Annotated in this window: 13 protein-coding genes; 5 read left to right on the top strand and 8 right to left on the bottom strand. The window is 33.1% G+C overall.

Annotation, left to right across the window (positions count from 1 at the left end):
- Positions 1-178: 178 nt before the first annotated feature.
- On the bottom strand, positions 179-1363 hold the full coding sequence (locus FHP04_RS02090; protein ID WP_139854179.1) for a phosphoglycerate kinase: 1185 nt from the start codon (positions 1361-1363) through the stop codon (positions 179-181).
- Between the two features lie 139 nt (positions 1364-1502).
- Between FHP04_RS02090 and FHP04_RS02085 the strand changes: the two genes are divergently transcribed.
- Positions 1503-2657 (top strand): DNA polymerase III subunit, encoded by a 1155-nt coding sequence (locus tag FHP04_RS02085; RefSeq protein WP_139854178.1) that lies wholly within the window; start codon positions 1503-1505, stop codon positions 2655-2657.
- 133 nt (positions 2658-2790) lie between these two features.
- On the opposite strand, the gene FHP04_RS02080 is transcribed toward FHP04_RS02085, so the two are convergent.
- The 4 genes from FHP04_RS02080 to FHP04_RS02065 form a co-directional block, all read right to left on the bottom strand.
- On the bottom strand, positions 2791-3636 hold the full coding sequence (locus FHP04_RS02080; RefSeq protein WP_139854177.1) for a class I SAM-dependent methyltransferase: 846 nt from the start codon (positions 3634-3636) through the stop codon (positions 2791-2793).
- Positions 3637-3692: 56 nt separating this feature from the next.
- Positions 3693-5564, bottom strand: coding sequence for a tRNA uridine-5-carboxymethylaminomethyl(34) synthesis enzyme MnmG (gene mnmG, locus FHP04_RS02075; protein ID WP_139854419.1), 1872 nt, complete (start codon positions 5562-5564; stop codon positions 3693-3695).
- 109 nt (positions 5565-5673) lie between these two features.
- The gene (gene ybeY / locus FHP04_RS02070; RefSeq protein ID WP_139854176.1) at positions 5674-6087 is read right to left on the bottom strand and encodes an rRNA maturation RNase YbeY; all 414 of its coding nucleotides are present in this window, start codon (positions 6085-6087) and stop codon (positions 5674-5676) included.
- Positions 6084-9479: a DUF4175 family protein gene (locus FHP04_RS02065; RefSeq protein ID WP_139854175.1), complete on the bottom strand. Its 3396-nt coding sequence runs from the start codon at positions 9477-9479 to the stop codon at positions 6084-6086. The genes ybeY and FHP04_RS02065 overlap by 4 nt, the downstream gene beginning before the upstream one ends.
- A gap of 162 nt (positions 9480-9641) precedes the next feature.
- On the opposite strand from FHP04_RS02065, the gene gltX reads away from it, so the two are divergent.
- Positions 9642-11159, top strand: a complete 1518-nt coding sequence (gene gltX / locus FHP04_RS02060; protein ID WP_139854174.1) for a glutamate--tRNA ligase — start codon at positions 9642-9644, stop codon at positions 11157-11159.
- 57 nt (positions 11160-11216) lie between these two features.
- Entirely contained in the window at positions 11217-12209 is a 993-nt protein-coding gene (locus FHP04_RS02055) for an SPFH domain-containing protein (RefSeq protein WP_139854173.1), read from the top strand.
- A 135-nt stretch (positions 12210-12344) separates the two neighbouring features.
- Here the strand turns inward: FHP04_RS02055 and FHP04_RS02050 are convergent, their stop codons facing one another.
- From FHP04_RS02050 to FHP04_RS02040, 3 genes are read right to left on the bottom strand one after another with little or no spacing between them, the layout of a single operon-like run.
- Positions 12345-12581, bottom strand: a complete 237-nt coding sequence (locus tag FHP04_RS02050; RefSeq protein WP_139854172.1) for a DUF6327 family protein — start codon at positions 12579-12581, stop codon at positions 12345-12347.
- 10 nt (positions 12582-12591) lie between these two features.
- Positions 12592-13044, bottom strand: coding sequence for a phage holin family protein (locus FHP04_RS02045; RefSeq protein ID WP_139854171.1), 453 nt, complete (start codon positions 13042-13044; stop codon positions 12592-12594).
- Between the two features lie 2 nt (positions 13045-13046).
- Complete coding sequence (locus FHP04_RS02040) at positions 13047-13427, bottom strand: YtxH domain-containing protein (RefSeq protein ID WP_139854170.1); 381 nt, start codon at positions 13425-13427, stop codon at positions 13047-13049.
- Between the two features lie 393 nt (positions 13428-13820).
- On the opposite strand from FHP04_RS02040, the gene FHP04_RS02035 reads away from it, so the two are divergent.
- Positions 13821-15296 (top strand): sulfatase-like hydrolase/transferase, encoded by a 1476-nt coding sequence (locus tag FHP04_RS02035; protein WP_262710108.1) that lies wholly within the window; start codon positions 13821-13823, stop codon positions 15294-15296.
- A complete protein-coding gene (locus FHP04_RS02030) occupies positions 15283-16032 on the top strand; it encodes a hypothetical protein (RefSeq protein WP_139854168.1) in 750 nt (249 codons plus the stop codon). The genes FHP04_RS02035 and FHP04_RS02030 overlap by 14 nt, the downstream gene beginning before the upstream one ends.

The raw sequence follows: 16032 nt of genomic DNA, 5'->3' as shown, positions 1-16032 counted from the left end.
GCTTGGTGCAATAATAATTTCGGCAAATTTGCCTGATTAATTTTTAAGCAGAATTGTTTATCAATACTCAAGTATAGATAACGCAAATTATGCCATTTAATTATTTCAAAAATAACGTTTTTGCGAAATTATGCAATTTTAGCGTTTCGAGCTACTAAGTATTTGATATTTAACGTTTCTACATTAAAGCCTTTATACCCGGTAAACTCTTACCTTCAAGCATTTCTAACATTGCTCCACCTCCTGTAGAAACATAACTTACTTTGTCACTTAATTTAAATTTGTGAACTGCAGCAACAGAATCACCTCCTCCAACTAATGAAAAAGCACCGCTTTTTGTTGCTTTGGCAATATTAAAGCCTAAGGTTTTAGTACCTTCTTCAAATTTTTCCATTTCAAAAACTCCTACAGGACCGTTCCACAGTATCGTTTTTGATTCAGAAATTACGTTACCAAATAACTCATTGGTTTTAGGACCAACGTCTAACCCCATCCATCCGTCGGGGATATTGTTTACTTCTTCAATTTTAGTATTGGCAAATTCAGAAAAACTATCAGCAATTACAGCATCTACAGGTAAATGCACTTGTACCGATTTACTTTTTGCCATTTCTAAAATTTCAAGGGCAAGGTCTTGTTTGTCTTCTTCTACTAAAGAGCTTCCAATTTTTCCACCCTGCGCCTTTATAAATGTAAAAGCCATACCTCCACCAATAATCAAATGGTCGATTTTATCTAGTATGTTTTCAATAATTGTAATTTTTGAGGAAACCTTAGCACCACCAATAACCGCTGTTACCGGTTTTACATTTGTTTCTAATACTTTTTTCACGTTTTCAACTTCGGAAGCAAGTAGTAGCCCAAAACATTTATTTTCAGGGAAAAAATCTGCAATTACCGCTGTTGAAGCGTGAGCGCGATGCGCAGTTCCAAAGGCATCATTTACATAAACATCGCCAAGCTTTGACAACTTTTCAGCAAATTCGCGATCGCCCTTTGTCTCTTCTTCATAATATCTAAGATTCTCTAACAAAATAATTTCGCCAGATTTACAGTTATTAACCGCTTCCTCAGCTTTTGGACCTATACAATCATCAACAAATTGAGCTTGTACTCCAAGAATTTCAGATAAGGTTTTTACGATATGTTTTAATGAAAACTCCTCTTCTCTATTTTTTGGTCTTCCTAAGTGAGACATTAAAATACAACTTCCACCATCTTCCAATATTTTTAATATAGTTGGTTTTGATGCACGAATACGTGTTGTATCTGTTACATTGAAGTTTTCGTCGAGTGGTACATTGTAGTCAACTCGAATTAATGCTTTCTTTCCTTTAAAATTGATATCGTTTACAGTTTTCATAAGCTGAATTTTGAAATGCAAATATACCCTTTTAGAAGATTTATGCGGAACGAATTACTTTCATTTTCCCATTTGTAAGAAATAGGACTCGGAAAAACTTCAAAATGAAAAAAAACCGTAAAATTGATTAGATTTGCGAATGGATTTTTCAGAAGTAATAGGACAAAAGCATTTAAAGTCGCATCTTATAAAAACCATTGAAAATGGTCGTATTCCACACGCACAATTATTTGAAGGTGTAAACGGAAGCGGATTACTCCCTATGGCAATTGCTTACGCTGCCGAATTGCTGTGTATTAATTACGAAGAAGGAAGTCCAGAATATACTGCTTGTAAGAGCAAGGTTTCAAAATTATCGCATCCTGATTTACATTTCGTATATCCAGTAAATACTAGTGATATAGCAAAAAAGAATGCTATTTCTGACAATTACTCAGACGAATGGCGAAAATTTGTTTTGAACAATCCATATGCCTCACTTTTTGAGTGGTTACTACACATTGGTATTGAAAAAAAACAAGGTAACATTAGTAAGTATGAAGCGGAAAATATCGCGAAAAAACTCTCTTTAAAATCCTTTCAAGGTGGTTATAAAGTGATGATAATTTGGATGGCCGAGAATATGAATGTCGAATGCGCCAATAAAATTTTGAAACTAGTTGAAGAACCTTCAGATAAAACTGTTCTTCTCCTACTAACCGAACAAGAGGAACAAATAATAACGACTATTAGATCTCGTTGTCAAAAGCTTTCCTTTCCCCTTCTTTCTGAAGCCGATATTTCTGAAGAATTAATTCTAACCCAAAATATTTCTGAATCTTTAGCACAAAATACTGCGCGTAAAGCCCAAGGAGATTACAACAAAGCTTTACAACTGCTGGATGAAAGTGGGGAGGACGAGATTTTTGAAAAATGGTTTATCACATGGGTTCGAACTGCATTTAGAGCTAAAGGAAACAAGGGTGCTATAAATACATTATTGTCTTGGAGTGATGAACTTGCTGGACAAGGACGTGAAACTCAAAAGAAATTTTTGATGTATTGTAATGAAGTGTTTAGACAAGCTCTTCTAAAAAACTACCAAGCTGAATCACTTTTATTTTTTGAAGCTAAGGACAAAACTTTTTCTCTTCCAAAATTTGCTCCCTTTGTTCATCAGAATAATATTTTTGAAATTAATTCTGCACTTGAAGATGCTTCTTATCATATTGAGCGAAATGGAAATGCAAAAATTATCTTCACCGATCTTTCTATAAAATTAACCCGACTTATTCACCGCTCCGAGCAAGCATAAATATTTTTTATTAAAATTTAATTTTAATTGATATTTATTATTAAAAACAGCTTCGCTAGGCTGTTTTTAACGAAGAAACGAAAATTTTTAAAGGCAATATACTATAAGTGAATAGAAAACGCGTTATAAGCGCTTATTTTGCTTTTTTGAAGCAATAAATGTGTGAAGAGTACTCTTTAGATTGTTTAGCGCTTAAATTTGACTTAAGTCCTATCCAAAAAGCTTTTAATGAAAATTTATTTCCTGTTTTATATTTTTCCGAAAGTAGACTCACGTAAAACGAATCGAATATCATCGGTTTAATTTTATGAAGCATAAACTCCTTTGCAAATATTTTTTCAATTGAAGTTTTTGAAAAATGCCAAAGGTGACGAGGCACATCATAAGCAGCCCAATACTCTTTATAATATTTAGCATCGTAACTTTTGAAATTAGGAACTGCAATTATTAAAGTTCCATTCGGTTTTACCAAATTGGATAATTTGATAACCGTTTCCTCCAAATTAGGAATATGTTCCAAAACGTGCCAAAGTGTAACGACATCAAATTGATTTCCGACAAATTTATCTAAATTGGATTCTAATTCGATCCCTTTTTCGGAAGCTAACTTTAAAGCATTTTTATTAGGTTCGACTCCGGAAACTTTCCATCCATTAGTTTTAGCTGCAATCAAAAAATCTCCCGTTCCTGCTCCTACATCCAATAATGAACCAACGCCATTATTTTCTGTAGCAATTAAATTTGTCTTATTTTTTAAAGACCATTTTTTTACAGTTTGATATAGAAGTGAAAGTACTCCCCTTTTCTCATCGGTGTGCGAAATGTACTCTTCGCTTTCATAATATTTATGAAGATCTTCTTCCTTAGGTTGTGGTACTGTTTTCAGAAAGTCTAATTCTTCATTATATGTCAAATTAAAGGTCTCTCCTGAGACCAAATAATCTTTTACCGATAAGTGTATTTTAGAATTAGTTTCCAATCAAAAACGAATTAAATATTAAATAAGAAAGTAGTGTTCCACGTGAAACAATGTTGTTATCGTCCCATGTATACTAACAAAACAGAAACGTCATTTGGAGAAACACCGCTAATTCTTGAAGCTTGTGAAACGGTAGCTGGTCTTATTTTGGTAAGTTTTTCTCTTGCTTCATAAGAAAGAGATTTCAACTTTGAATAATCAAAAGACTCAGGAATTTTTAAACCTTCTAAACGATTCAATTTATCGGCGTTATTTTTTTCCTTAGCAATATACCCTGAATACTTAACTTGGATTTCTGCTTGTTGAATCATTTCAGAATCTAATTCATTTTCTTGAATAAACTCCTTCACCGATTCAATTTGCTTCATATCCTCCATTGTTATTTCTGGACGAGAGAAAAACTTAAACATCTTATCACTCTGAGTAACTAGGGCAGAATTCTTTTCTTCGAAAATAGGATTAATTTCTTCTGGTGCGGAACTTGTCTCCTTAAAAAACTGAACAAAAGCTTCAGACTTTTCTTTTTTATCTTCCATCTTTCTCATACGACTTTCGTCGACCAAACCAATCGCAAAGGATTTTGGTGTTAAACGGAAATCGGCATTATCTTGTCTTAATAACGTTCTGTATTCTGCACGAGAAGTAAACATTCTATATGGCTCTTCTGTACCTTTTGTAATTAAGTCGTCTATTAAAACACCAATATAAGCCTCGTTACGTTGAAGAATAAAAGGATCTTTTTCATTAATTTTTAGGTGAGCATTTATCCCAGCCATTAGCCCTTGAGAAGCTGCTTCTTCATATCCAGTTGTACCGTTTATCTGGCCAGCAAAATATAAACCAGAAACAAGCTTAGTTTCTAGGGTGTGTTTTAATTGTGTTGGTGGGAAATAATCGTACTCAATAGCATAACCTGGACGGAAAAATTTCACATTTTCAAAACCTCTAACTTGGCGTAAGGCTTTAAACTGAATATCCTCAGGTAAAGAAGTTGAAAAACCATTGATATAATATTCAACAGTATTCCATCCTTCGGGCTCTACAAAAAGTTGATGTCTGTCTTTATCAGCAAAACGATTTATCTTATCTTCTATTGAAGGACAATAACGCGGACCAGTACTTTGAATCGCTCCGTTAAACATTGGTGATCTATCAAAACCTTCTCTTAAAATATTATGTACATCCAAACTTGTATGACTCATATGACAAGATCGTTGTTTGGTTAAAGGTTTTGTTAGGTCTGTAAATGAAAATTTTTCTGGCACATCATCTCCAGGTTGAGGAATCATTTTGGAAAAATCTAACGATCGACCATCTACTCTAGGTGGGGTTCCTGTTTTCATTCTTCCTGCTTCAAAACCTAAATCGGTTAAATCTTTAGTTATTCCTGTCGATGCTTTTTCACCAGCTCGTCCTCCTCCAAATTGTTTTTCACCGATATGAATTAAACCATTTAAAAAAGTACCATTTGTAAGCACAACACTTTTGGCTTTAATTTCTAAACCTAGAGAAGTTCTTACTCCTTTTACAATTCCATTTTCAACTATAATACCAGAGATCATCTCTTGATAGAAATCTAGATTTGGAGTTTGCTCTAACATCAACCTCCAAGTTTCAGCAAAACGCATTCGGTCACTCTGAACTCTCGGACTCCACATTGCAGGTCCTTTAGATTTATTAAGCATCTTAAACTGTATAGCAGATTTGTCGGAAACAATTCCGCTATAACCTCCTAGTGCATCTATTTCACGAACTATTTGACCCTTTGCAATTCCACCCATAGCAGGATTGCAACTCATTTGAGCAATGGTCTGTAAATTCATGGTAACTAAAAGAGTCTTAGAACCTAAGTTAGCAGCTGCGGCCGCGGCTTCTGAACCTGCATGACCAGCACCAACTACAATAACATCATATTCACTTTCAAACATATATTCTTTCAATTGTTCCACGTGGAACATTTAGTATTCTTATTAAAAAAGGGGTGCAAAATTACAATAATAATCTAACATTAAACAAGTTAGATAAAGAAACATCCATTTACGGATGTAAAAGAGATAAAGCTTCATTTTCTTTGTTACGCATTAAAGCTTCCTCTTCATCTGTTTTGTCTTTATAACCACAGAAATGAAGAATTCCGTGAATCATTACACGGTGTAATTCTTCTTCAAAACTATTATTAAAATCTTTTGCGTTATCCTGAACTCGTTCAACAGAAATAAAAATTTCACCATTGATCTGGTTTCCCATTCTGTAATCGAAACTTATTACATCGGTAAGAGTATCGTGATTTAAAAACTCTACATTCAATTTATGCAGAAATTCATCATCGCAAAATATGTAATGAACCTCACCTACTTCGAAACCTTCTGAAGTAATTACATTAGATATCCACTCATTTAAAAGAGTATCGTTGTCTAATTTAAAATCTGTTTCAAAATTAAATTCTATCATTCAGTGTTGCCCTTAAAATAGTCTTGAACTTTATTTTTATAATTCTGGCGCAAAGGTAAGGCCTCGCGATTTAAAATTTCAGTTGTATTAAAGTATTTTTTTATCTCTTCTGGAGACAATTGAATGTTGTTTCTATAATCTTTAAAATTAGTTTCGGCTTCTCTTCTAGTTTCCTGACCTTGCTCAAAATCGGCCTCATCCAATTTTAATAGTTCATATTTAAGATTTAAGATTTCCTGAAGCGTACTTTGGTTAAATCCTTTGTCGAGTAATTGTTGTTCAATTCCTTCCATTTTTTTTAGTAAAGCACCTCCATTCCCATTTAATCCTTCTTTGCTTAATCTATCTTGGAGTTTTTGCCTAAGCTCTTGTTGTTGCTTGTATATTTCAAAAAGTTCACCGTTCATCTCTTCACTATCTCCACTACCTTCTTTATCACCACCGTTTTCATTACCAGACTTCCCATTTTTGCCGTCCTTACCATTTTCACCTTCGCCATCACCTTGACCGTCACCTTCACCCTGGCCCTCGCCTTCACCTTGACCTTCCTGACCTTCTTGCCCTTTATTCATAGCATTCTTCATTTTCTCACCTAAACTTTCTTGTCCTTCAATTATATCTGGAAGCTGAAATTCCTTACCTGAACCTGAACCAGGACTAGGCATACCTTCACCAGAGCCAGAACCCATAGACATAGACATCTGCATTTGCATATTGCTCATAACATCACTTAATAAAACAGCTAAATCGTTGGAACCAGTCATAGTATATTGCTGATTACCAACTCCTTGTCGCATTTGATTCTCTGCAAGACGCTCTAATGATTTGTCCAAATTATACTGAATTTCAATCAAGGAACTCGTTATTTGTGAACCTATCATAGGCTGTCTAAGTGACAAGGCAAATAGGCTATCATCTATATGTTCAAAATTCGTTCTTAAGTCGTTTTGAATATTCAATTTGATGCCGTAGATAGGATTACCGTATTCAATTTTCTTAAAATCTTCCATTAAATTCTCTTGTTTAAAAGAAAACACGACAAGGTTATCTACTATCTGGCGAACCATTTTTAGGTCTTCTTCCATAGATTCCATCCCACCTGATTGCATTTGCATTTGCATCTGTTTACTCATTTCTTTCATCTTCTCACCAGCCTTCTTTTGACTTTTTCCAGCTTCACTTGGTTTCTGATCTTCAAGTTTATCAGTTGCTTTTTGTTGCTCTTGTTCGACTTCTTGCTCCCCGGCTTTATCTTGAGGAATATCCATTGGGGACTTTAAACCTTCATTTTCCTTTTGAAGCTCATCCATTTGCTTTTGATAATCTTCAAACTTTTTGTTGAGTTGTTCTTGCGCTTCTTTTGTGTTTTCACTTTCAGGTTTGTCGGCAAGTTTCTCTTGCTCTTCCCCCATTTTGAACAGCTCCTCAGCAAGTTTTTCCGCTTTCTTTTCTACGTAATACCTCTTGGTTAACTCTACAAGTTGTTCTAAATTTTTCTCTTGATTTTTATTTTGCTTAGCTAACTTTTCTAGTTTATCTGTAAGCTCTTCTTTGTTTATTTTATCTTGAAGTTTTTCGAGCTCTTCTAATAATTTTTCGTTTTCTTTTAACCGCTCTTCATTTTCCTCAAGACGCTTTTGTAATTCTTCTTTAAATGGATCGTTTTCTTTATTTTCAGGCTGGAAATTATCTAGCTCCTTTTTCATTTCTTCTGAAAAATTCTTCATCATTTCCTCCTGCTGCTTCTGACGCTTAATAAAGTTCTCAAGTTTTTTCTTGTCGTTATAATTAAGCTCGTTTTTTTCTTTTTGCATTCTAGATAACTCATCAAGAGATTCCTTTTGTTCTTTTAAATCATCCAATGATTTATCTAAACCTTTGATAGCGTCTTGTTGATTTTTTAGCTGCTCATCTTCAAATTCACTCTTTGTTAATTTTCTAAAAGAATAAACTGAAGATTTAGACGATTTGTAATTGTGAATTACATCGTTGTCAAAAACTTCAAAATAATATTCATAAGCTACACCTTCTTCTAATTCTAAATTACCTGGAAATAAATACGTAAATTGGTCGAAATTCGTCTTGTTAATAGGTAATGCTTCTGTTTTAGCGAGTTTCTCTTCTCCTTCAGGGAAATACACCAAGCGCAGTTTAGTAAGCCCGTAATCGTCTGAAATCTGGCCAAGAAATAAAACACGTTGAATATCAGCGCTATCTTGTTTAGACTGAACGCTAATTTCTGGATATTGATCTTTTACGACATTTAAAGTAAAAGCAAGATTTTCATATTCTTTTAATTTTTCATTAGATGTAGTAATGGTGTAGTCTAATTTATTGTAAACTGCTTTTTCAAAATGAAAACTTTGATTTTTTGGCACAAAGGAATAGCTTGTATCAGCAGTTTTTAAGGAAACAAACTCGGTGTTTTTAGTTATAAGATTCCATCTAACTCTAGTTCCCTCCGGAATTGTAGCATTTCCGGTGCTTTTTAAGGTTTCATCTCGCTTTCCTGTATAGGAAGGATAGTCTAAAACCATTTCGTAATTAAGTAAAGAAGGTGTTTTAACAACATCTAATACATATTGACGAGAAGTAACTTTATTCGCTTTTAAATTAAAAGAAATATTCTCAACAGGTTGTTGGAAAGTGTATTCAAAAGTTCCTGGCATTGTTTGCTGCATATAGTACGATTCACCATTGTAAATGATACTCGCATTTTCAGGAACTGCCGAACCTTCCGCTCTAACTTTTAACACAAAAGAACTGTTTTCGATTGCATTGAGATTTTCATTTAATACAAAAAAAGAAAATGGCGCTGGTGGTTCAAATGCTGTGTCGTAATGAACAACGCGCTTATAACTACTAGAAAAAATATCAGTTCCTCCTAAAGAACTAAATAAAAGAAATATTAAAACAGGAATTGCTGCATATTTCAAGTATTTAGCATTCTTTTTAAAATTTATAGCACTTTTAAATGGAATTGGTTGTAGTTCTGAAGCTTTTTGATCTATACTGGCTGCAAGCAATTCACTTTCGTGCTTGTTGTGATTAAGTTGAATTACATTTAGTAGTTTATCACTAACCTCAGGAAAATGATTTCCAATAATTCTTGATGCTTCCTCATAATTAATACCTTTTTGAAGTTTAAAAAGCTTCGCAAGTGGGAAAGCGATAAATCGAATAAATAAGCTTATTTCAACAATTATAAATGTCCAAAATAAAATACGCCTTCCTAACGGATTTAGCCAAAGGAAGTATTCAACCAATAGCGTAATTAGGAGGTACAACAGTCCAATGGCAAAGAAAAGGATGCTTCCTTTTATAAGCTCATTGGTGTAGTATTTCCTAATAAATTCCTCCAGCTTTTGCTGAATGATACTAAAGGTGCTCATAATTGTGCTTAATGATATTCAAATCTTCTAAATTACAATAAATTTTGCTCTCTATAAGGTACAAATATTGCTCCAAAAAAAGAAACAAACCGCAGGCACCAATAGCTTTAATATGAGACACCATAATTGTACCTTTGCAACTTCATAAAAAGAATGCATATTATGTCAGAAAAAGTTCGGGTACGTTTTGCCCCTAGTCCAACAGGGCCTTTACATATTGGAGGTGTACGCACCGCATTGTACAACTATTTATTTGCAAAAAAACACGGAGGTGATTTTCTCCTTAGAATTGAAGACACCGACCAAAACCGTTATGTAGAAGGCGCTGAGCAATACATTATTGAAGCTTTAAACTGGTTAAATATTCCTTACGATGAGGGTCCAAATAAAGAAGGTAATTGTGCTCCATACCGCCAAAGCGAAAGAAAAGAGCTCTATAAACAATATGCAGATGCGTTAATAGAGTCTGGAAATGCATATTATGCTTTTGATACTTCAGATGAACTTGATGCACATCGCAAAGACCACGAAGAAAAAGGAAAAACCTTTATTTATAACTGGCATAACCGTTTGAAGTTGAATAATTCTTTGGTTTTATCGGCTGAAGAAACGCAACAAAAAATTGAGAACGGAGATGAGTATGTAATTCGTTTTAAGTCACCAGAAAATGAAATGCTAATGCTTCACGATATTATTCGCGGCGGTATTCAAGTAGATTCAAACATTCTTGATGATAAGGTTTTGTTTAAAAGTGATGGAATGCCAACCTACCACTTAGCAAATATTGTAGACGACCATTTAATGAATATTACTCACGTAATTCGAGGAGAAGAATGGTTGCCATCCTTGGCATTACACGTTTTATTATATCGTGCATTTGGCTGGAAAGCTCCTGAATTTGCTCACTTACCTCTAATTTTAAAACCAACTGGAAACGGAAAATTAAGCAAGCGAGACGGAGATAAAATGGGCTTCCCTGTATTTCCATTACAATGGAAAACTGCGGAAGGAGATATATTCTCAGGCTACCGTGAAGATGGTTATTTACCTGAAGCAGTAGTAAATATGTTGGCCTTTTTAGGATGGAATCCCGGCACTGAACAAGAAATTTTTAGTTTAGAAGAATTGGTTGAAGCTTTCGAATTAGAACGTGTACATAAGGCAGGTGCAAAATTTGATCCTGAAAAGACAAAATGGTTTCAGAATCAGTATTTACAAAAGGTTGACGACGCAACACTCTCAGAAGATTTTATTAAATTCTTAAAAGAAAAAAGTGTATCGACTGATACTGGCCTAGACATAACTAAAATTGTTTCAATTTTAAAAGAGCGCGCAACGTTTGTAAGTGATCTTTGGGAGCAAGGAAGTTTCTTTTTTGAAGCACCTACTAATTACGATGAAAAGGCTTCAGCTAAAGCATTTAAAGAAGAAACACCTAAATTACTTCAAAAAGTAGTCAATATTATTGAAAATGAAGAAGATTTTTCAGCAGAAACTCTTTCAGAAAAAGTAAAAGGTTGGATTACATCTGAAAATATAGGATTTGGAAAAGTAATGATGCCTTTACGATTATCACTAGTAGGTGAAATGAAAGGACCAGATGTTTTTGAAATTCTTTCAATTTTAGGAAAGAAAGAAGGCGTAGCTCGAATAAATAAGGCAATTGAAACAATAGCTTAATAATTGCTAAAATTTTGTACCTTAAACAACTAATTATTATCAATTAAAATTAAATATATGGGTTATGCTATTGTAGTGCCAATTTTACTCCTTGGTTTATTTATTATTTTAGGTGCATTTTTTACAGTTAAACAACAAACTGCCGCTATAATAGAGCGATTCGGAAGATTTCAAAGTATGAGAAATTCTGGATTACAGTTTAAAATACCCTTTATAGATCGAATTGCAGGAAGAATAAATTTGAAAATTCAACAACTTGATGTAATAGTTGAAACGAAAACTAAAGATGATGTTTTTGTTAGACTAAAAATATCAGTTCAATTTCAAGTATTAAAACTGAAGGTTTACGATGCTTTTTATAAGCTTGAAAACCCACACGATCAGATTACCTCTTATGTTTTTGACGTAGTACGTGCAGAAGTTCCAAAAATGAAGCTAGATGATGTTTTCGAAAGAAAAGATGATGTAGCTATTGCGGTAAAAGCAGAGTTAAACGAAGCTATGAGCGAATACGGTTACGATATTATTAAAACACTCGTTACCGATATTGACCCAGACGTTCAAGTAAAAGCAGCTATGAATAGAATTAATGCTGCAGAACGTGAAAAAGTAGCTGCAGAATTTGAAGCTGAAGCGGAACGTATTAAAATTGTTGCTAAGGCACGTGCTGAAGCTGAAAGCAAGCGTTTACAAGGACAAGGTATTGCCGATCAACGTCGTGAAATTGCACGTGGACTTGAAGAAAGTGTAGATGTATTAAACAATGTTGGAATCAACTCGCAAGAAGCATCGGCGCTAATTGTAGTTACACAACATTACGACACACTGCAATCTATAGGTGAAGAAACCAATACCAACCTTATCTTATTGCCTAATTCACCACAAGCGGGAAGCAATATGCTTAATGATATGATTGCTTCATTTGTTGCTAGTAATCAAATTGGGGAGGAAATGAAAAAACAAAATCTTAAAAAAGGTATAGTTCCCAAACAGAGAACTAAACGAGAAGCCCCAGAAAGACCTGAAGAAGGAGAAGATTTAAACTATTAATCTTATTATTATATAGTATCCAAAAAAAGCCGTCTCAAAACAAATTGAGACGGCTTTTTTAATATTTTATTTCAAGAATTTTGAAGGCAGTCCTCTATTTAGAAATAAGTTTTAAGTTCAATTAAAAGAAAAAACTTATTTCGTCTTTACAGTTTTAATACCAATTAGCTTATCAACTACTTTTAAAACAAAGGCTTTCTTAATAATTGATGATGCAGTACTAGCAATTAAATTCATTGGTGAAAATGATTCTTTAGCGGTTTCTTTACTTTTAGTAAACCCTAATTTTACTTCTTCAAGGTCTATTTGAGACTTTAAACGCAAGTATTTCAGATCTCTATCTATTTCTTCGAAAGTAGTGTATCTCTTCATAGTATCAATATTAAAGATTCATTTCTTTAAGCCTATCTTCTGCTAGAGTATCATTTTTAAGGATATCTTGATAATCTTCAATCTCTTGTTCAGCCTTCTCTTTAGGCTCAATATCATCTTCATCGTATAAAATACCAGAGAACTTGTAAAGCATCTTCCGTTCTATTACTTTCTTCCCAAAAACGAACATTAAAAGTAATAGAATACCATAAAATGCACCTATTAGTAGAAAACCTACGTATACATGTTCAAAATAAGTGCCTAGCCAAAAGGCTGCACCTACAGAAAGAAAGACTAGAACAAATAGAAAAAGACTACCATAAACTAAAAGATTAACTAGTGATATACTGCCTTTCATAACAGATTTAAACAAGCGGAGTTTATAATACTCCGCAGTGCTTACACCATAATCTTCTATTTTTTCGGTAATCTTATTTAAACTATCTGTTAGATCTTTAAACATATTTACGATACTACTTTTTTCGCAGCTGCTTTAGCTTCATCTAATGTTGAATCAGCTTGTAATTTAGCATTTTGTTTTCTTAAAGCCTCTAGTTTTTCTTCCATTGCCACCAAAATGTCATCTGCTTTATGGCTTGCAGTAGAAAGAGTTTCATTTAGCTTCTGATCGAAACTATAGCGTGCTTTTTGAGCTTTATCACTTAAATTTTTACTAGTTTCTTTAAGTTGCTTATTTAATTTCTTTTGAGTTTTCTTAGCTTCTTTATTTAGCTTATCTCTTGTTTTAGAACCTTTGTCTGGAGCATATAAAATTCCAATTCCTGCTCCGATTGCTGCTCCTGTTAATAAAGCTAGTAGCGTTTGTCCTGTATTATTTGATGCCATTTTTAATTTGTTTTATAGGTTAATAACACAAAGATAGGTGTCCTTTCTATAAGTTCTTGTTAACAAGCGGTTAATAGTTAAATTAAACCTATAAAATTGTCTTAAAAATTGATAATTTAAAAGAATTCGTCTTAAAAGAGAGATTAAATATAAATCTAAAAGTTAATCAGACATTTATAAATTGAAATATATTAGATGGAGATGTTTAAATGTTGTGGTAAATTTGGAAAAATTACTCTCTAACACTCGTACTCAAGCTTGAAAAACATTAAGAAATATTTTTCTGTTATATTATTCTACCCTCTTTTAATAGTTACAATTCTGGGTTGGTTTCTCATCCCTTATTTTAAACCATACTTAAAAGAAATAATTGGATTTGGAATAGTAACCACTATGCTATTTAGTTTGTATTTATTAATTCCAAAATTGAAAATACAAAAGTGGTTTTTAATAGCTTCTCTATTTTTACTCGCTGCCTTAGCTTTTATAAAACTTTCTTTCTACTATCACTATGGTGTAAAACTAAGTGGATCTGCACTTTTTGTGATATTTGAAACTAATACACAAGAATCTAGTGAGTTTCTGAGTTATTATTTAAATACGTCCGTCATACTTCTTGCTATTGTACTGTTTCTCCCTTGGCTTTTATTGATTCCTTTTATATTAAAACAAGAATCAAGTTTACCATTTACAGATAGATTAAAAGCGGTAAAATGGAAAATATTAATAGTATTAGGAATTGTATTATCGCTTTTTGTGATACACAAGAAATTTAGTGAACATAATATTATTTACACCAGCATAGCATCTTACTCCGATTATCAAACAACCAAAGCTAATCTTAAAAAAACCTTAGCTAAGGGCGAAAGTGATATTTTAAAAGTCCATTCTTCAGATGAAAAACCACAAACCTACGTTGTTATTATTGGGGAATCAACTTCGCGATGGCATATGCAATTGTATGATTACGCAAGAGAAACAAATCCGTTATTAACAGAAATAAAGGATGAGTTAGTGATTTTTAAAGATGTAATTACTCCTAATGTCCACACCATCTTAGCGCTTGATAAAATATTGACGTTTTCAGATTATAACCATCCCAACAAAGAAGAAAACGCATCTATAGTTCAATTAGCAAATCAAGCGGGTTTTACTACGTATTGGATATCAAATCAAAGACCAGTAGGACTTCACGAAAGTGTATCTACATTAATAGGCAATGCATCAGACCAAACGTATTTTTTAGCTACAGATAACTACAACAGTAACATTTATGACGAAGTAATATTGCCAAAGCTTGATGAAGTTCTAACTCAAGGTGACAAAAAGAAAATGGTTTTTATTCATTTAATAGGAACCCACGGAGATTATAAAAAAAGATACCCAGAAAAATATGCCTTTTTTAACGACAGTCCACCACAAACCCCATTTATCAACAAGTCTAATGAACACTACGTAAATGAATATGACAATGCAATTCGCTATAACGATTACATTGTTCGAAGCATAATTGAAACTGTTCGAAAAGAAGAAAAGTCTAGTTATGTAGTTTATTTTTCCGATCATGGGGATGAATTGCACGATACAATGGATTTAAGAGGCCATAACGAGTATTACGGCACTCCTCCAATGTATGAGGTTCCATTTGTAATTTGGACGTCGCCTGAATACAAAAATCAACATCCAAATTTATCCGATTTAAATAGCTTTACTGATAGAAAATATAATCTTGAAGATTTTATACATAGCTTTTCCGATTTAAGTAGAATTGAATTCAATCTAATAGACAAAACGCGAAGTATTTTCAACCAAGAATTTCAAGAACGTACACGATGGATTAAAGAAAATGAAGATTATGATAACAGGTAAAAAACTCATAATACTCATATCGGTACTGTTTTTAACTATATTGTTTGGAATGGCGTATCGCTATTCGCCTTATAAGCTTGAATATCTTGGATATTACGACAAAATATGGGCCCATAGGGTTAATAGTCCTGAAAAACTTGAAAGTGCTTTAAAATACTTTAAAGGGGTTGAATTAGATTTGGTGTATAATGAGCAAGAAGGTGTTCTGGATGTAACCCACCCTCCTGTTCCATCGATAGGTCTTTCATTTGAAAAGTACTTATCTTATATCGATGTAGTCGAAAAACCGTATTTATGGTTGGATATAAAAAATCTAAACTCAGAGAATAAGGATGCTATTCTTAAAAAGTTAATGAAGCTATTTTCTGAAAAAAAATATCCTCTGGATAAAGTGCTTGTTGAAACACGGTATCCAGAGGCATTATTAGATTTTTCGGAATTAGGATTTAAAACAAGTTATTACTTACCCTTCGGATTAACAGAAATGTCTTCTGATAATCGTAACATTCAACTTCAAAAAATTACTAATATTCTTGACGAACAACCTGATTTAGCTATTTCATCAAATTACACTGATTATGAAATTATGGCTAAAGAATTTCCTACAAGAGATAAATACTTTTGGATAACATCCTCAATAAGAAAGCACGGTTTTTCAACTCCTAAAAAAATATTGAAAGACAGTACTGTAAAAGCTGTTTTAATCAGCTATAAAGTAATTAAAGGACACAGGTAA

The organism is Aequorivita sinensis, from assembly GCF_006346335.1.
In the GTDB taxonomy this organism is placed as follows: Bacteria; Bacteroidota; Bacteroidia; order Flavobacteriales; family Flavobacteriaceae; genus Aequorivita; species Aequorivita sinensis.
The sequence above is the reverse complement of the archived record's forward strand: the minus strand, read 5'-3'. Positions and strand labels throughout refer to the sequence as shown.